This is a genomic window from Belliella pelovolcani (genome assembly GCF_900156785.1).
GTDB lineage: Bacteria > Bacteroidota > Bacteroidia > Cytophagales > Cyclobacteriaceae > Belliella > Belliella pelovolcani.
The window spans coordinates 96,779-119,557 of the sequence record NZ_FTOP01000011.1 but is presented as its reverse complement, the minus strand read 5'-3'; the positions used below and the strand labels follow the sequence as shown (position 1 = coordinate 119,557).

Genomic DNA, 22,779 nt, shown 5'->3' with positions numbered 1-22,779 from the left:
CCAATTCAACCTAACGAAAGTAAAGTTTGAATTGCTGAGCCATACGCTTCTATGTTAATTTCCTAAATACCAATTACATGCGTTTTGTCACCAATATCAAGTCATTAAAACACTTTTGTTTAACATATTCATATTTTTATTAAACAAACAATCTCCCAAATCTCTTTACATGTCAATATTACCCAAAATATTATTTCTCTAAATCAATCACATCTAAAATCAATTTACAATGAACACAATTTTAACAGCAGAAATGATCGGATTAGATCGTATCGTCAACAGTGATCCTGTAGCCATTACCTTTTTCATTGGGTATATGGCTATGTTTGCATCTGCAGTATTCTTCTTTGTGGAAAGAAGTTCTGTAGACGGGAAGTGGAAAACTTCACTTCTTGTATCAGGTCTCATCACTGGTATTGCAGCAGTGCACTACTATTACATGAGAGATTTCTATTTAGAAACAGGTAGCTCACCAACAGCCTTCAGATATGTTGACTGGACACTAACAGTTCCATTGATGTGTGTGGAGTTCTATCTTTTAACAAAACCATTTGGAGCAAAAGGCTCTACATTGACCAAATTGATCGTAGCATCCTTGGTTATGTTGGTAACAGGTTACATTGGTGAAACTTCTGGAATCGACAATAATGTATTCTGGGGAGTTCTTTCTACTGTAGGTTACCTTTATATCGTGTATGAAGTATTCGCTGGTGATGTTGCTAAATTGGCTAAATCTTCTGACAGTCCTGCTTTGGGTAGAGCGATGTTCTTGTTGAAGATCTTCATTACATTAGGATGGTCAATCTATCCAATTGGTTACATGGTTCTTCCAGGAAACTTGTTATCAGGTTTGTTTGAAGTTAGTAGCATTGACTTATTCTACAACCTTGCTGATGCTATCAACAAAATTGGTTTCGGTCTTGTAATTTATTCTGTAGCTATCGCTGAAACACACAAAAATAAAGCTGTAGCAGCTTAATAAACTTAATTTGGTCACTCTGTAATTATTCAGAGTGACCTTTTTATTTAAATATCACCCTCCCCACTCCCAACTATGACCTACGATTTCATCATATCAGGTCTTGGCTGTGCTGGATTCAGCTTCTTGTACTATTTGCTGGACAGCCCACTCAAAGATCAAAACGTTCTCGTGATAGATGCCTCAAAGAAGGATCAAAACGACAGAACTTGGTGTTACTGGTCTCCTACCCCATTGGATACACATCCAAATAAAGATAATCCTACTTTTTGGAATTCGATTGCGCTATCAGGAAAAAAAAATACCGTTAGCAGTCTAAAAAATCTTAAATATTACCACATCAAATCATCTGACTTTTATCAGCAGATGTTGGAAATGATTTCGGACAAACCAAATATTAAATTTGTCAATGATAGAATCGTTGGCGTCCAAACGACTTCTGAAGGGAATTTCGAACTATTAACAGCGACTGAAAGTGTTTTTTCAGGAAAAAAAATCATCAACTCCATTCCGCAATTGAATGGTGAGCTTCCTGAAGACGTGCTCAAGCAAATTTTTCTTGGTTGGAAAATAAGAACAAAGGATCCTGTATTTGATTCTAAACAAATCACTTTGATGGATTTTGTTCCAAATCAAAGTGATGCTTTCTCCTTCTTTTATATACTTCCATACAATGAAAGAGAAGCTCTTGTAGAATACACCCTGTATGATAAGATTGATATAGACACTACTGAGATGATCTCCAAGCTCAGAAACTATATAGAAACCAAATTCTCAAAAGACTTTGACATTACTTTTGAAGAAAAGGGCTCTATACCAATGTCAACGAAAGCCTTTTCTACATCTACAAATCCCAACTGGATCAATGTCGGTACCATAGGAGGTTGCACAAAACCTTCTACGGGCTATACCTATCATACAATACAAAAACACTCTAAGCAACTGATCAATGAATTGGTTAATGGAAGTACCAAAACCAACTTGTCATGGAATAGACCATTTAGATTTAAATTTTATGACAATATCCTACTCAATATCGCTTCCAGATGGCCTGAAAGGTTACCAGATATTTTTCAAGAAATGTTCTCTAGGAATCCTGGAGATCAGGTGCTTAAATTTTTGAATGAAGAAACCAACTTCTTTGAGGAATTGAATATACTTCGTAAGCTTTCTTTCGGTATATTCATCAAATCCTTATTGAATTATGAACAACATTGAAAACATTGGCAAATGCATCGCCATAGGGCTTTGTCTCTTATTTTTCCTTTTTTTCAAGGAAAATATCACCTTCCAATGGATTGTTTTTGCTGTAGTGTTACTCAGTATAGGAATACCACATGGAGCAATAGATCACTTACTTCCCCAAGGTTCCAATAAAAAATCTTCTTTAGGTCTATTTCTATTTAAATATCTTGGCATCATGGCATTATATCTAATTTCATGGTACTTTTTCCCAAAATTATCCTTGGCAGTTTTTATAATAATTTCAGCGTATCATTTTGGCCAAACGCATTTTTTAGATTTTGACCAAATCAAATTTAAACCAATTACTTATTTCATTCTTGGTTCCAATTTCCTGTTGATTATTCTTTTAAGTGATTTTCAGTCAACTTACGATATCCTAATTTCCATAGTTGATATCAGCATTTTAGAACCCATGTCCTTAACCTTGATAGTAATTTTATTTATGACATCTGTGGGATTGACTTTAATTCAAAGACAGAAAGGGTCATTCAAATTGGCTTTAGAAATATGCTTTTTGAGTTTATTACTCTATTTCACTCCGCTGATTTTAGGCTTTGGGATATATTTTGGATTTTGGCATGCTTTACCGAGCATGAAGGCCGAATATTATGCCTTGACAAAACAATTGAATTCGAGTCAATTAAAAATGTTTATCAAGCAACTGCTCCCTTTTAGTAGTATCAGCATCCTTGGAATCTCCCTTATTCTCTACCTTTCAAAAGAATTCTTGAATGAAGAACAAGTCATTCTTTTGTTTTTTGTGTTGGTTTCTTTGATTTCAGCTCCGCATATATTTGTGATGAACAATTTTATAGAGCATCAAAAAGTCTAAAATTGGCCAGTTCGCAATAAAACAAGATTACAGGAGACAGTAGCCTCAATACCCTTATCCTCAACCATTTTTATAAATTCAGGATTTTCGGTTCCTGTATTAAAAATAATTCTTTTGGGCTTCAAAGAAAGTATATATTCGTACCATTCCGGCTGATTTTTGGGTCCAATATACAAGGTCACTGTATGTACATCTCCAATTTCTGGCTTAGATCTCAGGTCTAAAATATCTTCTCCAAAAACTTCCCCTTGTTTGATACCTACCGGTACAAATGGAATTTTATATTCCGAAAACATCCCTGCTGCTATGAAAGCAGTCCTAGAGGGATTGGTTGTAGCGCCTATGATTACGGTTTTTTTCATCTTGATCCAAATACTTTATCTCTCTCAAAAGTATCCATATGTCTATGCTTTTTGCTTTCATAGATATCGTCAATGGTGATCAAAATACCTGTCTCCTCTACTGCCCCAAATTCGTCATTGAGTGCAGTACCAAAAGTTTTCATACTTGGAGAAAGGTTCATGTAGGTATTGATCAAAGGAGGAATATTTTCTCCTGCTGCTCTTACCCTTGAATTCAACAATTTATACCCTTCCTTATAATCCAATCCATCAAAAATATGGTCTATTTTAGATAGGTCTGTATCATATCCTAATTTTAAATGATCCAAAGGACTTACTAATTGATCATTATCAGGAAAATAATGGTTCATGAAATAAAGCAAGAGATCTCTCGCTTCTCGATCATAGTGAGGGTACATCGTGACTTTACCAAACAAATACTTCACCTCTGGATGCAACATAACTACAGCTCCCAACCCATCCCATAAATTGTCAAGGGAAAAAAGGCCTTTACGGTTGTCTAAGCTTGGTTGATACTTGGGTTGTACAAAAGACCTTCCTAATTCAATGGTATGTGGAATGTACTCTTTGATAAATTTTTCTGAGAACTTGAACAGATGCGCAGTGGAGAGATTGATGATGTTATTTTCATCAAAAGAAGCATTTTTACAATAGATTAATCTATATCCTGCAACTATCTCCTCTTCTTCTGGATTCCAAGTAATCAACTGCTGATAGCAATTTTCACAAGTATCGTTTTCATCTATATCCAGCTCCAAACCAGTACCTCCACCAGCTCCCCTAAAAGTCAATTCTCTCAATCGACCAATTTCACGGACAACATTTGGAGCATTGTGAAAATCAATCAGATAAATATGGTTATTTCCATTATTGGTATATCGAAGGAAGAGCTCCGGCGTAAGCTCTTTCTTCAACAACTCCTTATCTATCGCAGGTATAATTGCTTGCATAAACCTTAATTTTTGGCCATTTGGTAAACGGTCTCTTTAATTTCTTCAGCCCAATCCTTTTCACTTTTTGATGAATCAAAATACTGATAAGAAATAGGTTTTCCCACATGAATCACTACTTTTTTACCTTTTTGCGAGAACATTTCGTCAGCAAGGTATAACATCTCAATATTAGCTTTGATACCGATAGTTTTCCGAATCAATGCCAAATTGTAAAAGAATTTCGAGTTCTTGCCCTCAATGTAAACTGGAACAATGTCTTTCTTATACCTCTTGGATTTACTAATAAAGCTTTTTTTCCACTCTAGGTCTTTAATTTGACCATTTTGCTTTCTAGAAACTAGCCCAGCAGGAAAAACTAACACAGCATGTTCTCCAGCATAAGTTTCTTCAATTAATTTGGTTACCTTCCTTGAGTTGGCTCCATGCTTATTGACAGGGATAAACATGGGTTCAAAGTTTCTAATATTGGTTAGAATGTCATTGACCAGAAAACGAATATCCGATCGAAACTTACCAAGGGCATACATAAAAGCTATTCCATCCATCCCTCCCAGTGGATGATTGGATGCAAATATAACAGATCTATCCATAGGGATATTCTCCTCACCCTTGAGCTCTACTTCAACACCAAATTCTTCAATTAAGGCATTCACAAAGTCTAGACCTTGGAGGTGGCCATTCTTGGCCATGATGTGATTGATTTCACCTTCGTGAACAATTCTTTTGATATAACTGAGGGCAAATGAAGGAAGCCACCGATGAAGTTTCGGATTTTTAGTCTTCAATACTTGCTCTATATCAATAAATGGTTCTTTTACTTTCACTCTTTTTGGGAAATTAAGTCAATGTTTCTTTCAGAGTTCCTTTTAAAACACTGATTTTCATAATATTTATGAAAATGCTAGAAAGAATAAGTTTCTATATTTTTTGAAATATTGAAATTTCAAAAGCATAAAATTACTAAATTTTGTCTTAAATATAAGTTTTATTTCATTATACAAAATTTCATTTTTAAGCTTTGCTATAACATTTTAGAACCACCTTGGTTTAACTGTAAAATTTTAAATTATGAATTTAGCTATTACAGGTGCCACATCAGGAATCGGAGAATTTACTTTAAGAAACCTTATTCCAGCGTTTGAGCAAATTTTCATTTTGGCAAGAAATAAGCAAAAGGCAGAAAATTTGGTAAAAGATTTAAAAACAGATGCTAGTCAAAAATGTATTTTTATTTACTGTGATTTGACTGACATGGATTCTGTAGTGAGCGCTGCACAAGAATTATCCAATCATTGTGATCAGCTTGATGTTCTGATCAACAATGCTGGCGGAATCTTCAAGCAAAAAGAGATTACCATGGATCAATTTGAAACTAGCCTTTCGGCTAACCACTTGGGCCATTTTCTTTTAACTAACAAACTCCTCCCTCTTTTACTCAACTCGAATGTAGCTAAAATTATCAATGTTAGTTCAGAGGCTCATCGGGCTGCAAAAGTTAGATTTTCAGATTTAAATTATAAAGAGAACAGCTATAGCGCTTTTGGAGCATATGCTAATGTCAAGCTTTTCAATATCCTTTTCACAAAATCTCTGGTTGAATTGTATGGTGATAAAGGACTGAAAAGTTATGCCCTCCATCCAGGGGTAGTCAAAACCAACTTTGGCTCTGATACTAGCGGAATTTTTGCCTTTCTTTGGAAATTAGCCACTCCTTTTATGATTAGTGCAGAAGATGGTGCAAAGACTAGCATCTTTCTAGCAAAATCTAAACTTCCAGAAAACCTAAATGGATCATACTTCAAAAACTCAAAGGCGGTAAAACCGTCATCTTCCGCTTCATCTAAAAGTATGCGTCAAAAGCTTTGGGCTGTAAGTGAAGAATTGTTAGCAGATTGGCTTTAAAAGCAATAATTATTTTGCTTGTAAAGCCTGCAAGAGGTTTTTAAAATCAACTGGATCTTCTATTTTCCATTTATTAGCTTTAATTAAGTTCTTAGCCTCATTCCCTCCTATTTCTTTGACAAATTGATTGACCTTAATCTCTACTTGAGTCATACCTGATATTCTATAAAAGCTTACAGCATGGGTATATGTATCAAACTGTCTAGGAGAGTAACTGTCTCGAGTCGATGAGGGCTTTACAAGTTTTTTGCTATGAAGAGCGACTATTCTTGAGCCTTCCCATTCGCCAATAAACTCCACTATCTTTGACTTGGCATGAATCATTTCGATCCCAAACTCTCTTTTTATTTCACCTAATGTCTCCAAAGTAATCCAATTGCGTACTGGAAGAGGCTGTCCATTATTGCCTTCACCTTGAATGATCAATTCTTCTTTCAATAAGTCAATGTTAAAAGAAATTCTTTCATGTTGTTTTCCAGACTTCAGCGTGATATTTCCATAAAGTGCATGATCAAATAAAAATGGCGTGCCTTTGATCCCAGTGCTCCTTGCATTGATCATAATCACATCGAAGCCTTGCTCATAGTAAGAAACATCCTTGTCATTTTGAGCCACAAGAGTTATATACTGAATAAAAGTCAATCCTAATAGCAGTAGAAATTTCATAAGTCTAGAAGCTTTGACCATAAGCATGTAATAAATATTAAATATAGGAAATTAACCAGCAAATTAGAATCATTTATGTACGCCTTCAATTATATCTTTATTTTTGCAAGATGAAGGAAACAATTTTGTCATTGACTCCACAGTATTGGGAGGATTATGAATTAATAGATACGGGTGGGTTTGAAAAATTAGAACGTTTTGGGCCTTATATTTTAAGCAGACCCGAACCTCAAGCTATTTGGGACAAAAGTATGAGTTCTGAAGAGTGGAAAAACATGTCTCATGCCATTTTCGCAAAGGAGAAAAATAATCCAGAAAAAGGTCAATGGATTGAGCAAAAAAAAATCCCTCACAATTGGCAAATCAAATACAATAATCAGGATCAAGTTAAACTGACGTTTAACTTAGCCATGACTTCTTTCAAGCACATTGGACTATTTCCAGAGCAGGCAGTCAATTGGGATTATATATCTGATACATTGAAAAAATTCCCAATCAAAAATCCTAAAATATTAAACTTGTTTGCTTATACGGGCGCTGCAAGTATAGCAGCTAGAGCCGCAGGCGCTGAAGTGACTCACTTAGATTCTGTCAAGCAAGTAGTCACTTGGTCCAAGCATAATATGGAATCCTCTAACCTGAATGATATTCGATGGATCGTGGATGATGCCATGAAATTCATCAAAAGGGAAGTCAGAAGGGGAAATAAATATCACGGAATCATCTTAGACCCACCAGCTTATGGTCGTGGACCCGACGGTGAAAAGTGGATTTTAGAAGAGCAAATCAATGAAATGCTAAAACTCTGCGCCGAACTTTTAGAACCAGAGCATAATTTTCTAATACTCAATATGTACTCACTGAGCTTCTCCTCTATTATTGCTGCCAATTTGGTGAATTCTAATTTCAAAGAAGTTAACAACGCTGAACATGGAGAGTTGTATTTGGTAGATAGGTTTGAAAAGAAACTTCCACTTGGAATATTTTTCAGATTTAGAAAAATCAAATAGCAACTTGCTCCAAGATTTCCTGATCAAATAATTAGCATGAATAATAGACAATTATTTCTTTCTCACTTAGCACAAACTACAGACTTCCCCTTGATGATAGAAATCGAAAAGGCAGAAGGCGTGTACATGTATGGTCCTGGCGAAAAGAAATACCTAGACTTGATCTCCGGAATAGGTGTCAGCAATGTAGGGCATAGGCACCCTAAAGTTTTGACTGCAATTCAAGAGCAATTGGATAAGTACCTTCATCTGATGGTTTATGGGGAATATGTACAAAGTCCACAGACAAAATTGGCCAAAGCTTTAACCGATACATTACCTGAGCATCTAGACAATGTCTACCTAGTCAATAGTGGAAGTGAAGCCGTAGAAGGTGCGCTTAAATTAGCCAAACGATATACGAATAGAAGAGAAATCATCTCTTGCGTCAACGCTTACCATGGTTCATCCCATGGTTCTCTTTCGGTCGGAGGAAATGAAATATTCAAAAGAGCCTATAGGCCTTTGCTTCCTGGTATTAGGAATGTGACCTACGGATCCTTTTATCAACTATCAGAAATTACAACAGATACAGCAGCAGTCATCATTGAAACCATACAAGGAGAAGCTGGAATTAAAGTGGCTTGTAGCAATTACTTCCAAGCTTTGAGAAAGCGCTGCGATGAAACAGGAACTTTGCTAATTCTCGACGAAATCCAGGCAGGATTTGGTAGAACAGGTAAATTTTGGGCTTTTGAGCACTTTGGTATTGTCCCAGATATTTTGGTCTGTGCCAAGGGCATGGGAGGTGGCATGCCAATTGGCGCTTTTATTGCCAATAAAGAAGTCATGGGGGCTTTCAAAAATAACCCACTACTAGGACACATTACCACATTTGGGGGGCATCCGGTAAGTGCAGCAGCATCACTGGCAACGATAAAGATAATTCAAGAAGAAAATCTTTTGGATCAAGTAGAGATCAAAGCTGAGCTGTTCAAAAAATTATTAAAACACCCAAAAATAAAGGGAATAAGAAATAAGGGATTGATGATGGCTGTTGAATTTGAGTCTTTTGATGTCTTAAAGCCAATTATAGACCTAGCTATCGAAAAAGGGGTGATCACAGATTGGTTTTTATTCTGTGATGATGCTATGCGGATTGCTCCCCCTTTAATTATTACAGAGGAACAAATCCACGAAGCTTGTACTGTCATTTTAGCAGCAATTGATGAAGTAAATTAAAAATTCAGGTAAAACTGGAACTTTTGATTTACACCCTTTCCAACACCACAGCATAGCCCTGCCCTACCCCAATACACATGGTAGACAAGGCATATTTTTTATTCAATCTCTCCAATGATTTGGCAGCAGTCAAAGTAATCCTAGTGCCAGACATACCCAAGGGATGGCCTAGTGCAATCGCTCCCCCATTGATATTCACCCTTGGATCATCATCGGATAATCCCAATGCTCGTGTACAAGCCAAACTTTGAGCGGCAAAAGCTTCATTCAACTCTATCACATCCAAATCTGCTAAAGTCAACCCGGCTTTTTCCAAAGCTTTCTTTGTAGCCGGAACTGGACCAATGCCCATGATTCTAGGCTCCACCCCTACAACAGCTGAACTCACAATTTTAGCCAAAGGCTTGAGTCCATATTCCTTTACAATCTTCTCAGACACAATCAAGGTAGCAGCAGCCCCATCATTTAAGCCCGAAGCATTGCCTGCAGTCACGGTACCATCTTTCTTAAAAACAGCCCTGAGCTTGTTCAAAGCCTCAACAGTAGTCTGAGGCTTGATGAATTCATCCTGGTCAAATACAATTGGTTCGGATTTCCTCTGAGGAATGCTTACAGGCATGATTTCCTCTGCCAAGATTCCTTTTCGCTGTGCTTCGGCAGCTTTCATTTGAGAATGGTAGGCAAACAAATCCTGATCTGCTCTATTGATCTGATACTGATCCACGAGGTTTTCAGCTGTGATTCCCATGGGATCTGTGCCATACATTTCCTCCATCTTGGGATTGACAAAGCGCCAGCCGAAGCTGGAGTCTTCCATTTTAGCATCATTGCCAAAAGCCCTGCTTGCCTTGGAAATCACCAAAGGTCCACGGGTCATCTGCTCTACTCCACCCGCAATGAAAATATTCCCATCTCCTGCTGCAATAGCCCTAGCGGCATGAATGATGGAAGACATACCCGAGGCACAAAGTCTATTGATCGTTTCTCCCGGTACAGTCACTGGAAGTCCAGCCAGAAGTGCGGACATTCTAGCTACATTTCTATTGTCCTCTCCTGCCTGATTGTGGCAGCCCAAAATCACATCATCAATTTGATCAGTAGGAATAACAGGGTTTCTTTTGACCAATTCGCTGATAACCATGGCTGCAAGATCATCAGCCCTTACAGCAGATAATCCCCCACCAAAATTCCCGATTGGCGTCCTAATGCCATCTATAATATATGCGTTGTAGTTCATAAGGTATATAATTCTATGGTTATAATGGTATTAATAGAAAATGGATTTAACGTGTAATATTTTGATATGAACCTCTGGAAAGAAACTGGCAATCTATTTATACCTAATTTTTTATGATTCAGATATTAATGGATATTTAATCCGCCACAAACGGATAAGATACTTGTGGATATTGATCCAGTATTAATGTTGAATATATTTTCAATCCCATATCAAAATTGAAAGTGAGTTATCATTTTATTCATATTAGAGAACTATAATAAAACATTCGATGTCAAAAAAGACCTCAAATGTTGTGTCTCGCTTTTTATCCCACTTTTCCAGTTATTTATGTCTTGAATCTTAAATCTTATATCTACAATCTTAAATCTACAATCTACAATCCAACTTCAAACTCAGCCTCAGTATTCTCCTTCACCTCTTCAAGACTCACGCCCGGCATCAGTTCCGTTAGGGTCAGTTTGCCTTTGATAAATTCAAACACAGCCAACTCTGTAATCACCATATCCACCGAAGCCTTAGCTGTCAAAGGCAAGTTACAGGATTTTACGATTTTAGACCCCTTGGGTGAGGTGTGGTTCATCGTCACGATCAACTTCCTTGCTCCAGAAGCCAAATCCATGGCCCCACCAACTCCCAATAGCGGCCGACCAGGTACAGCCCAATTGGCCAGGTTTCCTGCTTCATCCACTTCCAAGCCTCCCATCACGGCTACATCCACATGCTTGCCTCTGATCATGCCAAAAGAAGCAGCAGAATCAAAGTATGATGAACCAGGCAAAGCCGTTACAGGGATCTTACCTGCATTGACCGGGTAATCCATGGCTCCCCCTTGCTTTGGAGATGGACCAATTCCCAACATGCCATTTTCTGAATGCATGATGATACCATCCTCAGGACTGATCAAATTGGCAATTAAGGTAGGTATTCCTATCCCTAGGTTGACCACATCACCTTTCTGTAATTCTTGCAAGGCTCTTTTGGCAATCAGCATACGGTCAGCAGGAATATCTTCCGAACTGCCCACTTTTGCTGAAGAACCTAAATCCTCTTCTGTCAATTTCACTTCTACCAAATAATCCACAAAGCAGCTTGGAGTATGGATAAAATTGGGATCAAGCGCTCCAACAGGTACAATTTCTTCCACTTCCGCAATGACTATCTTAGCTGCTGTCGCCATAGCCGGATTGAAGTTTTGCTCAGTCAGGCGATATTGTAAGTTTCCTGCAGTATCCGCTTTCCAGGCACGGATAAAGGCTACATCTCCTTTTATTCCCTTGACAAAAACCTGCTTCACCCCATCAATTTCTTTCACATCTTTTCCCTCAGCAATCACCGTTCCTTCTGCCGTAGGCGTATAAAAACCACCAATTCCAGCCCCACCGGCTCTGATGGCCTCAGCCAAAGAACCTTGAGGAATCAATTCAAATTCTACTCTGCCCTCTTGCGCAGCTTTGACTGCTTCTGGATTGGAAGTAAAGAATGAACCGATCATCTTTTTGATCTGCCCATTTCTCAACAGCCTTCCCCCTCCTATTCCAGGTTCACCGACATTGTTTCCAATAAAGGTCAGGTCTTTTGTTGCTGTCTCTGCCAATGCATGCATCAAGTGAACCGGATTTCCGGTCATCCCAAATCCACCTTGCAGTAAAATATCTCCATCCTTGACCAATTTGGCGGCATCTTGGAGAGAAATGATAGGAACTTGTTTCATTATAGTGGGTCTTTATTTTTATTTAATGTAGCAATATTAAATGTATATACATATAAACATGGAATTACTTAAAGATGTTCTAACTACTAAAAAATAATTGTGAGAAAAATTAGGGACAATGCCTGACAATTGAAATTAGTGTCAATATAGATTGTGTAAATTTGAAGAATGTTAGGAGTCAATTTTGCAATAGTAGATATAGAAACAGCTGGAGGAAATCCCTCAGAAGGTCTTGGCATTACTGAAATTGCTATTTTAATACACAATGGTAACGAGATCACAGAAACCTACAATACGCTTATCAATCCAGAAACTTATATTCCTGGTTATATTACCGGTTTGACTGGAATCAATTCTGACATGGTGGCTCAATCACCAACATTTCGCCAAATAGCGCGAAAAATATATGAAATGCTTCATGACAAAGTTTTTATAGCACATAATGTAAATTTCGATTATACATTTATTCAAAAAGCATTAGCAAAAGAAGGGTACGAGCTAAGGACTAGCAAAATTTGTACGGTAAGATTAAGCAGAAAGGCATTCCCTGGATACAAATCATACAGCTTAGGAAGGATTTGCGAACCATTAGGCATATATATAGAAGATAGGCATCGCGCCTATGGAGATGCTAAAGCAACAGCAATTCTATTTGATAAAATCCTTAAAAGAAATCCCGAATTAATCCATGAAACTCTCAAAAAGAATAATGGTGAGTCATTTTTACCTCCTAACATCTGCAAAGAAAAATATAGCAAGATTCCTGAAAAAACAGGTGTCTATTATTTTTATGATGTAAATCACAAAGTGATCTATATCGGTAAAGCTAACAATATCAAAAGTAGATTTAAAAGTCATTTTTCAGGCAGTACTAAAGGAAAGTTAAAAATGGATTTGAAGAATGAAATCCATGACATCTCTTGGCTATTGACAGGTAGTGAAATGCTTGCTTACTTCCTTGAACTTCAAGAAATCAAAAAGAACTGGCCCAAGTACAACAAATCTATGAAATTCACTAGTCAACCTTGGGGAGTTATACAATATCAAGATAGTTTGGGTTATGTAAGATTTCAAGTGTCCAAAATAACTCCTTCCCAACCTGCTATTACCCAGTTTGAAAATCATGCTGACGCGTGGAAATTTCTAAATGAGGCTATCTCTGAGTATGAACTTTGCCCTAAGCTCTCAGGTGTACAAAAATCAAAATCAGCATGTTATGATTTTGAACACAACAAATGTAGAGGAGCTTGTTGCAATCAAGAAAAGCCTGAGCAATACAATATCAGAGTTAATCAGTGGCTAGAAAAAATAGCAAATGAAGAAAATATGTTAATCATCAAAACCATAGGAAGAAGTCAAAATGAAGAAGCCGCATTGTTTTTTGAAAACGGAATGTTTTCAGGACATACATTCATTGAAAAAGAACTAAATATTCACAATCCAAAAGAACTATTGGATATGATTCATCGCGTAAAACCTTACCAAGAAAGTAAATTCATTCTCAGAAGCTATCTACCCAAGATAAAGTTAGATTCGATTTTGATCCTGAAATAAATATTTAATAGTAAACTTCACACTCTTATTTCACCATCACAAATTCATAAGTAGACTGTAATCCTAACGGAATCCCAAGGGTCCAATATAACAACAAGAAAAGCGTCCACACGACCAGTAAGGTCAATGAATAGGGAATCATAATAGATACCAATGTCCCAATACCTGTGGACTTGACATATTTTTGACAGAATACAACAATCAAAGGAAAATAAGGCAAAAGTGGTGTGATGATATTTGATACTGAATCACCTACTCTGTAGGCAGCTTGGGTAAGGTCAGGTGAAATTCCCAACTGCATCAGCATAGGAACAAATACAGGGCTAATCAATGCCCATTTAGCCGAAGCAGAACCGACAAATAAATTGACCACTGCGGTCAAGATGACAATGCCCACAATTGTGATTTGAGCGGGCAATCCTAGAGACTGTAGAAACTCTGCACCTTTGTACGCCGCTATACTTCCAATCTTGGATTCAGTAAAAGCATTAATAAATAGTGCACAGAAAAATGCCATGACAATATAGTGTGACATGCTTCCCACCGACTTACTCATTCCTTCTACCATGTTTTTCATTGATGAGTAAGTACCACTAGCAAATCCATACACCAAACCAGGAATCCAGAATAAAATAAATATCAGCGGTACTATTGAAGCCATCAGCGGAGCATACCTTGAGGTGATGGCACCGTCAGCATCTCTCATTGCAGAATCTTCTGGAAGCACCCAAAAAAAGAGTAAAACCAAACCCAATAATAAAGTCCCAAAAGCTAACCAAAAAGCTCTTTTCTCCTTTTGGCTTAAGCTTTCCATTTTTGGAATATCTACAATATCCTTGTCAATTTTCAAGCTTCTATTGAGGCGAGGCTCGATTATTCTATCAGTCAAATACCAAACAACAGCTATAACAATCAAACTTGATATTCCAGTGAAAATAATGTTATTAAGTGGATTCAATGAAATATCTGGCTGGATTATCTGCGCAGCTGACTGAGTATAACTTTGAATCAATGGATCAATACTAGAAGGGATAAAATTGGCACTAAATCCACCCGATACTCCCGCAAATGCTGCTGCTATACCAGCAACTGGATGTCTACCAGCCGCATAGAATATAACTCCTCCTAACGGAATAACTAACACATATCCAGCATCAGCCGCTGTATGACTCACTATAGCCACCAACACCAAAATAGGCGTAAGCAGCATCTTCGGCGTAACCCCAAGCAGATATTTTAATCCAGCATTGATAAAACCAGAATGTTCTGCCACACCAACACCCAACATAGCAAGTAAAACAACTCCCAAAGGTGGGAAATTGATGAATATGCCTATCATATTTGAGAGGAATGCTGCAAGTTTCTCTCCAGTTAATAAATTAATTACCCGGATCTCTTGACCATTCATTTGATCAAAAGCATTAAAATTGATCGGAGCGAGAACAGCAGATAAGCCCCAAGTAATCAGTAACAATATCAAAAAAAGCATAGCTGGATCAGGAAGTTTATTACCAGCCTTTTCTATAAAATCCAAAAATCTATCTAAAGATGACTTTGCTTTTCCTTCTATTTTTTCCATGATTCATGCTTGGGTTTTGTCAAAAATAAGAAGCTTGGAGGCATTTACAACATAGAATTAGAAAAAACAGGCTTGATATCTTATCTTGCAAGGGAAATTAATTCACCTGATCATAAATCACACATCAAATGAAGCGTAATATTTTAAGTGCTATTATTTTTTTATCCCTTTCGTCGAGTATCACCCATGCTCAAATCGTAGACAAAAAGAACCTAATTGAAAAAAATGCCCAACTTGAGAAAATAGCTGACGGTTTTGGATTTACAGAAGGTCCAGCAGTTTCCAGATTAGGAGATGTTTACTTTTCAGATCAGCCCAATAATCGGATTATCAAATGGTCTTTTTTCACCAATAAAACAGAAGTTTTTATGGAAGATGCAGGCCGATCAAATGGAATGTTTATGGATAGGGAAGGTAACATCATAGCTTGCGCTGATGAAAATAATCAACTGTGGTCCATAGATGATAAGGGAAACAAAACTGTATTATTAGAAGCATACCAAGGCAAAAAGCTTAATGGACCGAACGATCTTTATATCACTCCCTCTGGGACCATGTACATCACAGATCCTCTCTATAAAAGAGAATATTGGACAAGAGATGCAGTATCAGAGCAAAATGGCGAGCACTTATATTTGCTATCAGCTGATAGACTTCAATTCATGAGAGTTGATGACAAGCTTGTAAAACCAAACGGCATCGTGGGAACTTATGATGGGAAGACCCTGTATGTAGCAGATATAGGTGCCGAAAAAGTTTATAAGTATGATATCATCGAAGATGGTTTTCTAACAAACAGAGAGGTTTTTATAAATAGAGGATCTGATGGAATGACCATTGACTATCGAGGAAACTTATACTTGACTGGTGCCGATGGTGTGAAGATCTATAATCGCAAAGGAGAAGAGATCGGTCACATCCCTATTCCAGAAAAATGGACAGCCAATGTCGTTTTTGCTGGGCCCGATCGTAAGACTCTATTTATCACAGCTTCCGAAGGAATTTATAAAATCAGAATGAAAGTATACGGTACATATTAATGGAAAAAGGCTTCGGGAGTTAACCGAAGCCTTTTTTTAATCACAATTCCCATCAACATCACAAGCCATTCCTTGACTGTCTTGGGTCATTTGAATGATTGGATTTTCTTTTACAAAATCAGTCCAAGCCTTTTGAAGAGTCTGATCAAACGCTTCTACAGGTTGGGCTCCAGATATACCATACTTTCTATCTAAAACAAAAAACGGGACACCCCTTACTCCCAATTGCATCGCTTCTTTGATATCGTTATTTACATCTGACTCAAATTCTTTTGATTCAAGACACTTAATCACCTTTTCCTCTTCTAAACCCACTTCAAGGGCTAAGGCTATCAGAGTTGGATTATCGTCGATATTTTTGGACTCTGTGAAATATGCTTTTAATAACCTCTCCTTCATTTCGTCCCCTTTGTCCAAAGATTTCGCTAAGTGAAGCAACCTGTGCGCCTTTTTTGCATTAGCCACTACAGTAGTATCCATACGATATTCTAAGCCTTCTTCCTTAGCCATTTCTACCACTTGCTTGGTTATTTGGCGTGTTTGTTCTATTGACCATCCTTTTGTTTCTGACAAATACTCCAAAGTTGATTTTTTGGTATCTGTAACCATATCAGGATTTAGCAAAAAACTTTTCCATTCAATTTTTATATGATCCTTATATTCAAAATTATTCAAAGCTGACTCCAATCTCCTCTTTCCAATATAGCAAAAAGGACACATGATGTCCGACCAAATTTCTATTTTCATAATTTTATAAGTTTATTTAAATGAAAATCAAAAACCCTCAAAAAGAGTTCCTCTATTATGAAAACCAAAGAATGTCCTTCATGCGCAATGGATATAGATCAAAAAGCGGCTTTTTGTCCAATTTGTCAATTTGAATTCCCTAAAAGAAATCCCTTATATACTTGGGTAGCTATAATAATGGCTATTATTCTTTTAATAATGTTCATTTTATAAAAACAGCCTAGTAAAAATCACTAAGCTGTATTTACAAATCAAGCCATTTCCAAATGTCTATGGAGTGAATCTTTTACAGCGTTGATTACCAAATCATAAAACATACTCGGGTCATTTTGAACCTGTACATTTTCTAATGCTTTATAATATGCCAACCTTGACTCCAGATCCCCTTTCAGGTTTGCTATTGGAAATCCATGACGCATCAAAATCAGATTCATCACCAACCTACTTGTCCTGCCATTTCCGTCTACAAATGGATGAATACTGACCAACCTCTCGTGCATCTCTGATGCTAAAATCACCGGATGCATGGTATCTTTGTGATTTTCATAATGAATAAAGTACTCCTCCATTAATTTTTCAAGCAAATAAGGTTGAGGAGGAATATGTTCACTACCCGAAATCCTCACAGGTACATTTCTAAATTTTCCTGCATATTCTCTATCAATTCCTTTTAGAATCAAATAGTGTAATTCTAATAGTACTCTCCTATTGAAAACCGCATCTTTATTGACCAAATCTTCTAAATAATCGATCGCCTCGGAGTGGTTGATAGCCTCCAAATGCTCTCTAACAGACTTCCCTCCTATTGTAATTCCTTCATTGACTACCAAGTGTGTTTCTTGCAGAGTCAGTGTATTTCCTTCTATCCTATTACTCTCATAGGTATATGCTATATTGAAAAATTCTTTCATTTTTCGAAGCTGGGTAGAATTGAGAGGTTTTTCTGCAGTCCACTTGTCCTTCAATTCATCTATCTCTTGAAGGTTTTCAATAATCGGATTACCCAACTCTTGTAATTCTAACGATTGCTTACTAGTAAGGTATTCTACTCTTGATTCAGCTAATGCAAGAATATCGGAAGCATCCCTCTCATCTGCAAGAATCTGATAAACCCTTTCGGCAAGCCAAACTTTGCGAAGTTCATCAAAAGATAAATCAAGAGCTTTTGCTAAAACTTTTAAGTTTTCTTCATTAGGAAGCCTATGACCTTTTTCAAACTTTGAAACCAAAGCAGGATCCAACCCGCATGCTTGCGCCAAATTTCTAATTACAATTCCTTTTGTAATTCTAGCTTCTCTTAAAATTAGAAACAAAGTTTTCATTTGTTGACATTATATTTGTTGACAAATTTAGTCATTATTTTTTGATTTTTTCATCATTCAAAAATTATTCTCAATTTTTAAATTATTTGAAATTTTACTTTGATAATGATTGATAAGTTCTAACCTTTGCATTGATATATTATCAAATGTTAAAATATCCTAACATAGCGACCAATTCTGTTTTAACGGTAAACTCCGATAGTGCTATGTTATTTTTAGCTCCTTTTAGGGAATTTAGGAACAGCTATAGGGCATAGTCCCTCTTATTTTCATTGGTTTCCTATGTGGAAGACCTACAATAGCAAGCAATTTATTATTATCCTAACCTGAATTCCAGATTCAATCACTGTCTATTTCAAAAGATCAATGGACAATTTCACATTCAAAATAACAACAGCTACTGAAGCTCATCTCGATTATGCAATAATCATAACAGAGGAAATGGAAGAATCTGCAAAAGCCAGAGGTACTGGAATTGCAAAGAGATCTCCTGAATACATCAAAACTAAAATGATGGAAGGAAAGGCTGTAATCGCTTTAACCGAACAGGGTGAGTGGGCAGGATTTTGCTACATTGAAGCATGGGGACATGGCAAATTTGTCGCAAACTCTGGTTTGATCGTCGCTCCTAAATTTAGAAAATATGGATTAGCGAGATTGATCAAAATGGAAATCTTCAAACTGAGTAGAATAAAGTACCCCGAGTCAAAAATTTTTGGACTTACAACTGGTGCTGCTGTGATGAAAATCAACTCAGAATTAGGCTATATCCCTGTTTCTTATGCTGACCTTACTGACGACGAACAGTTTTGGAAAGGCTGTCAGAGCTGTGTCAATTTTGAAATTCTACAAATGAAAAGTAGAAACAACTGTCTTTGCACAGCCATGCTATATGTTCCAAAACCTGAGCAATCTCAAAAAGAAGACCTAGCGCTAAGAAATGACTTTAAGAAAAACATCAAACTATTTGAGCGCTGGACTAGGCTAAAAAAGTATGTCATGCTCAACTTGAAAAAGACTAAAAATAAAACCATTAGCTTATTTTAATTATATGCACGTAAGTGCTTGAAACAAATATAAAGATGAAAAAAGTAGTATTAGCATACAGTGGAGGACTAGATACAACATTTTGTGCCTTATATCTTTCAAAGGACCTTGGTTATGAAGTTCATGCAGTTTTAATCAATACTGGTGGCTTCAGTAAAGATGAACTTTTGGATACGGAAAAAAGAGCTAATAGTCTCGGTATCGCATCTTTTACAATTCTCGATGTCACTAGCATCTACTATAATGAAGTTATCAAATACCTTGTATTTGGAAATGTCCTTAAAAATCAAACCTATCCGCTTTCAGTTTCAGCTGAAAGAATTCTTCAAGCCAAAACATTAGCTGAGCATGCCAAAAATATAGGTGCTAAATGCATCGCCCATGGAAGTACAGGTGCAGGTAATGACCAGGTGAGATTTGATATGATTTTTCAAACTATCATTCCTGATATTGAAATCATCACTCCAATAAGAGATCTAAAACTAAGTCGTGAAGCTGAAATAGAATATCTCAAAACGCATGGGGTACATATGAACTTTGAAAAAGCTGCTTATTCAATTAATAAAGGCATTTGGGGAACTTCAGTTGGTGGAAAGGAGACTTTGACTTCAAGTCAAAGTCTTCCAGAAGAAGCATGGCCAACTCCAGTTTCAAAGACAGAGAAGGAAGAAATCACACTTGGTTATGAACATGGAGAGTTGAAATCTGTCAATGGAGAAGCTTTCAAAAATCCAGTTGACGCTATTCTCAAAGTAAATGAAATAGTAGCTCCTTTTGGTATTGGTAGAGACATTCATGTAGGTGATACCATCATTGGAATCAAAGGCCGAGTAGGTTTTGAAGCAGCTGCACCGCTCTTGATTATCAAAGCTCACCAATTACTTGAAAAACACACTTTGACCAAATGGCAGATATATTGGAAAAATCAAATCTCCGAATTTTATGGTAATCATTTACATGAAGGACATTACCTAGATCCAGTGATGAGAAACCTTGAAGCATTCTTAGCTGACTCTCAAAAATTTGTTTCCGGAACTGTTACTGCCTGTCTTTTACCTTATCGATTCCAATTGATCGGCATAGCGTCTAAACATGACCTGATGGCATCAAAATTTGGTAGCTATGGAGAAATGAATAAGGGGTACACTGCCGATGACGTCAAAGGTTTTACCATAATTCTAGGTAATCAAACTGCAATTTTTCATCAAGTAAATCAACCTGAATCATGAAAAAAACAGTTGCTATCATAGGTGGAGCGGGTTATACTGGCGGTGAACTCCTTAGATTACTCGTACACCATCCAAATGTTGATATTGCATATGTCCATTCCAATAGCCAAAAAGGAAAATATATAGCTGAAGTACATCCAGACTTGATTGGTGATATTGAGCTGACTTTTACGGATCGAGTCGAAGTCAATGGTTTAGATGCAGTTTTTCTAGGTTTACCTCATGGGGAAACAAAGAACTTTCTTTCAAAGCATAACTTTGACCCTAAAACTGTCATAATTGACCTGAGTACAGACTTCAGAGATGAAAGTGATGGATTTGTCTATGGACTTCCTGAGATCAATGCCTCAAAAATCAAAACTGCAAAAAGAATAGCTAATCCTGGTTGCTTTGCTACGGCAATCCAGCTCGCGCTTCTTCCTGCCATAAAAAATCACCTAGTAAAAGGCTCGATTCATATTTCTGGAATTACAGGTAGTACAGGTGCAGGTAAAAAATTAGCTGATACTTCACATTTTAGCCACCGAAACAATAATCTATCTGTTTATAAGTTGTTCACTCACCAGCATCTCAAGGAAATCAATCAAACATTCCTTCAAATCAGCCCCAAATTTGATCATGAATTATTGTTTGTTCCCTACAGAGGAAACTTCCCCCGTGGTATTTGGATAACTGCCTATTTTAAGTTTGATGGGAATTTAGAAGATGCATTAAAGCTTTATAAAGATTTTTATTCTAATGCTGCATTTACTCACATTTCTACCAATGATATAGATCTTAAACAAGCTGTCAATACCAATAAATGTATCTTACATATTCAAAAAGAGGCAGGTCAATTAGTGATTCATGCTGCTATAGACAATTTATTGAAAGGAGCATCTGGACAGGCTGTTCAAAACTTCAACTTGGCTTTTGGCCTTACTGAAGAAAAAGGTCTAAAACTCAAAAGCATTGCTTTCTAAATAGGAAATTATGAAACTATTTGATGTCTACCCATTGATCAATGTGACACCGGTAAAAGCACAAGGAGCAAAAATCTGGGACGATCAAGGAAATGAATACTTAGACCTTTATGGAGGCCATGCAGTGATCTCTATAGGTCACTCACACCCTCACTTCAATCAAAGAATCAAAGATCAGCTTGATCAGATCGCTTTTTATTCCAATTCCGTTCAAATTCCTATTCAAAAGTTATTAGCTTCAAAATTGGGGGAGCTTTCAGGTTACTCGGACTTTCATCTCTTTCTGTGTAATTCTGGAGCAGAAGCCAATGAAAATGCCTTGAAGATTGCTTCATTCGCAACACAGAAATCAGGTTTTATATCTTTTAGTGGTGCATTTCATGGTCGAACAAGTGGCGCCGTCGCACTTACTGACAACCCAAAAATAATAGCACCTTCAAACCACCGAAAAGACACCTTTATTTTACCTTGGAACGATACTGAGGCTGTTGAAAAACAGTTGAAAATCGGGAATATCGCCGGGATCATCATAGAAGGAATTCAAGGAGTCAATGGAATACATGTACCAGAAGCAACTTTTCTTCTAGATCTTCAATCCCTATGTCAAAAGTATGGTGCTAAATTGATTCTCGATGAAGTACAGTCAGGATATGGTCGGACAGGAAAATTCTTTGCTCATCAGTGGGTAGATGGACTCAAACCTGACATCATTACGATTGCCAAAGGTATGGGAAATGGCTATCCTATTGGTGGCGTATTGATCCATCCTGACTTCAACGCATCTTATGGCTTATTAGGAACCACTTTTGGTGGAAATCACCTTGCCTGCGCAGCTGGTCTTGCAGTCTTAGAAGTTATAGAAAGTGAAAATTTAATTTCAAACTCCCATACATTAGGAAACTATCTTATAAAAGAACTTGAACAGATAGGTTGCATCACATCAGTAAGGGGAAAAGGCTTGATGATTGGGATTGACTTTGAAAAAGAAGCAGGACCAATTCGTTCTGAATTAATTTCAAAATACAAAATATTTACAGGAAGTTCAGCAGGAAAGCATACCATTCGTTTGCTACCTCCTTTAAATATTGAAATAAATCAACTATCTTCGTTTTTAGATAGCTTGAAGAAAATTTTAGCTTAAATCATTACCAATAATTCTATTCAGCAAATTCACATTC

21 protein-coding genes are annotated in these 22,779 nt (G+C 36.9%); 12 read left to right on the top strand and 9 right to left on the bottom strand.

Going from position 1 to position 22,779, the window contains the following annotated elements:
• Positions 1-229: 229 nt before the first annotated feature.
• The 3 genes from BW935_RS12890 (at position 230) to BW935_RS12880 (ending at position 3,056) form a co-directional block, all read left to right on the top strand.
• Positions 230-979 carry a bacteriorhodopsin-like gene (locus BW935_RS12890; protein ID WP_076502066.1) on the top strand — a complete coding sequence of 250 codons (750 nt, stop codon included), beginning with the start codon at positions 230-232 and terminating at the stop codon, positions 977-979.
• A gap of 75 nt (positions 980-1,054) precedes the next feature.
• Positions 1,055-2,197, top strand: coding sequence for a lycopene cyclase family protein (locus BW935_RS12885; RefSeq protein ID WP_076502064.1), 1,143 nt, complete (start codon positions 1,055-1,057; stop codon positions 2,195-2,197).
• Complete coding sequence (locus BW935_RS12880) at positions 2,184-3,056, top strand: Brp/Blh family beta-carotene 15,15'-dioxygenase (protein ID WP_076502063.1); 873 nt, start codon at positions 2,184-2,186, stop codon at positions 3,054-3,056. The genes BW935_RS12885 and BW935_RS12880 overlap by 14 nt, the downstream gene beginning before the upstream one ends.
• On the opposite strand, the gene BW935_RS12875 is transcribed toward BW935_RS12880, so the two are convergent.
• Genes BW935_RS12875 through BW935_RS12865 form a run of 3 tightly spaced genes read right to left on the bottom strand, consistent with a single transcriptional unit; the run spans position 3,053 to position 5,195 of the window.
• The gene (locus BW935_RS12875) at positions 3,053-3,418 is read right to left on the bottom strand and encodes a CoA-binding protein (protein ID WP_076502061.1); all 366 of its coding nucleotides are present in this window, start codon (positions 3,416-3,418) and stop codon (positions 3,053-3,055) included. The genes BW935_RS12880 and BW935_RS12875 overlap by 4 nt on opposite strands.
• Positions 3,415-4,368 carry a glycine N(alpha)-acyltransferase GlsB gene (locus BW935_RS12870; protein WP_076502060.1) on the bottom strand — a complete coding sequence of 318 codons (954 nt, stop codon included), beginning with the start codon at positions 4,366-4,368 and terminating at the stop codon, positions 3,415-3,417. Before BW935_RS12870 ends, BW935_RS12875 begins: the two co-directional genes overlap by 4 nt.
• A 5-nt stretch (positions 4,369-4,373) precedes the next feature.
• The gene (locus tag BW935_RS12865; RefSeq protein ID WP_076502058.1) at positions 4,374-5,195 is read right to left on the bottom strand and encodes a lyso-glycine lipid O-acyltransferase GlsA; all 822 of its coding nucleotides are present in this window, start codon (positions 5,193-5,195) and stop codon (positions 4,374-4,376) included.
• Positions 5,196-5,439: 244 nt separating this feature from the next.
• Between BW935_RS12865 and BW935_RS12860 the strand changes: the two genes are divergently transcribed.
• Complete coding sequence (locus BW935_RS12860; protein WP_076502056.1) at positions 5,440-6,273, top strand: SDR family NAD(P)-dependent oxidoreductase; 834 nt, start codon at positions 5,440-5,442, stop codon at positions 6,271-6,273.
• 9 nt (positions 6,274-6,282) lie between these two features.
• Here the strand turns inward: BW935_RS12860 and BW935_RS12855 are convergent, their stop codons facing one another.
• Positions 6,283-6,939: a hypothetical protein gene (locus BW935_RS12855; protein ID WP_076502117.1), complete on the bottom strand. Its 657-nt coding sequence runs from the start codon at positions 6,937-6,939 to the stop codon at positions 6,283-6,285.
• 110 nt (positions 6,940-7,049) lie between these two features.
• On the opposite strand from BW935_RS12855, the gene BW935_RS12850 reads away from it, so the two are divergent.
• Positions 7,050-7,949 carry an RsmD family RNA methyltransferase gene (locus BW935_RS12850; RefSeq protein ID WP_076502054.1) on the top strand — a complete coding sequence of 300 codons (900 nt, stop codon included), beginning with the start codon at positions 7,050-7,052 and terminating at the stop codon, positions 7,947-7,949.
• A gap of 36 nt (positions 7,950-7,985) precedes the next feature.
• Entirely contained in the window at positions 7,986-9,170 is a 1,185-nt protein-coding gene (locus BW935_RS12845; protein ID WP_076502053.1) for an aspartate aminotransferase family protein, read from the top strand.
• Between the two features lie 28 nt (positions 9,171-9,198).
• Here BW935_RS12845 and pcaF read toward each other — a convergent pair whose 3' ends face one another.
• On the bottom strand, positions 9,199-10,407 hold the full coding sequence (gene pcaF / locus BW935_RS12840; protein WP_076502051.1) for a 3-oxoadipyl-CoA thiolase: 1,209 nt from the start codon (positions 10,405-10,407) through the stop codon (positions 9,199-9,201).
• 376 nt (positions 10,408-10,783) lie between these two features.
• A complete protein-coding gene (locus BW935_RS12835; protein WP_076502049.1) occupies positions 10,784-12,121 on the bottom strand; it encodes a 3-oxoacid CoA-transferase in 1,338 nt (445 codons plus the stop codon).
• 168 nt (positions 12,122-12,289) lie between these two features.
• Here BW935_RS12835 and BW935_RS12830 point away from each other — a divergent pair, with 168 nt between their 5' ends.
• Positions 12,290-13,675 (top strand): exonuclease domain-containing protein, encoded by a 1,386-nt coding sequence (locus BW935_RS12830; protein ID WP_076502048.1) that lies wholly within the window; start codon positions 12,290-12,292, stop codon positions 13,673-13,675.
• A 25-nt stretch (positions 13,676-13,700) separates the two neighbouring features.
• On the opposite strand, the gene BW935_RS12825 is transcribed toward BW935_RS12830, so the two are convergent.
• The gene (locus BW935_RS12825; RefSeq protein WP_076502046.1) at positions 13,701-15,254 is read right to left on the bottom strand and encodes an AbgT family transporter; all 1,554 of its coding nucleotides are present in this window, start codon (positions 15,252-15,254) and stop codon (positions 13,701-13,703) included.
• A 128-nt stretch (positions 15,255-15,382) separates the two neighbouring features.
• On the opposite strand from BW935_RS12825, the gene BW935_RS12820 reads away from it, so the two are divergent.
• Entirely contained in the window at positions 15,383-16,294 is a 912-nt protein-coding gene (locus BW935_RS12820; RefSeq protein ID WP_076502044.1) for an SMP-30/gluconolactonase/LRE family protein, read from the top strand.
• Positions 16,295-16,330: 36 nt separating this feature from the next.
• Here BW935_RS12820 and BW935_RS12815 read toward each other — a convergent pair whose 3' ends face one another.
• Together BW935_RS12815 and BW935_RS12810 are read right to left on the bottom strand one after the other, a co-directional pair.
• Positions 16,331-17,041 carry a DsbA family oxidoreductase gene (locus BW935_RS12815; RefSeq protein ID WP_076502043.1) on the bottom strand — a complete coding sequence of 237 codons (711 nt, stop codon included), beginning with the start codon at positions 17,039-17,041 and terminating at the stop codon, positions 16,331-16,333.
• Between the two features lie 251 nt (positions 17,042-17,292).
• Positions 17,293-18,363 (bottom strand): Fic family protein, encoded by a 1,071-nt coding sequence (locus BW935_RS12810; RefSeq protein ID WP_076502041.1) that lies wholly within the window; start codon positions 18,361-18,363, stop codon positions 17,293-17,295.
• 366 nt (positions 18,364-18,729) lie between these two features.
• Here BW935_RS12810 and BW935_RS12805 point away from each other — a divergent pair, with 366 nt between their 5' ends.
• From BW935_RS12805 to BW935_RS12790, 4 genes are read left to right on the top strand one after another with little or no spacing between them, the layout of a single operon-like run.
• On the top strand, positions 18,730-19,410 hold the full coding sequence (locus BW935_RS12805; protein ID WP_076502039.1) for a GNAT family N-acetyltransferase: 681 nt from the start codon (positions 18,730-18,732) through the stop codon (positions 19,408-19,410).
• Between the two features lie 35 nt (positions 19,411-19,445).
• Complete coding sequence (locus BW935_RS12800; RefSeq protein WP_076502038.1) at positions 19,446-20,639, top strand: argininosuccinate synthase; 1,194 nt, start codon at positions 19,446-19,448, stop codon at positions 20,637-20,639.
• On the top strand, positions 20,636-21,601 hold the full coding sequence (gene argC, locus BW935_RS12795) for an N-acetyl-gamma-glutamyl-phosphate reductase (protein WP_076502036.1): 966 nt from the start codon (positions 20,636-20,638) through the stop codon (positions 21,599-21,601). Before BW935_RS12800 ends, argC begins: the two co-directional genes overlap by 4 nt.
• 10 nt (positions 21,602-21,611) lie before the next feature.
• Complete coding sequence (locus tag BW935_RS12790) at positions 21,612-22,742, top strand: aspartate aminotransferase family protein (RefSeq protein ID WP_076502035.1); 1,131 nt, start codon at positions 21,612-21,614, stop codon at positions 22,740-22,742.
• The last annotated feature ends 37 nt before the right edge of the window (positions 22,743-22,779 follow it).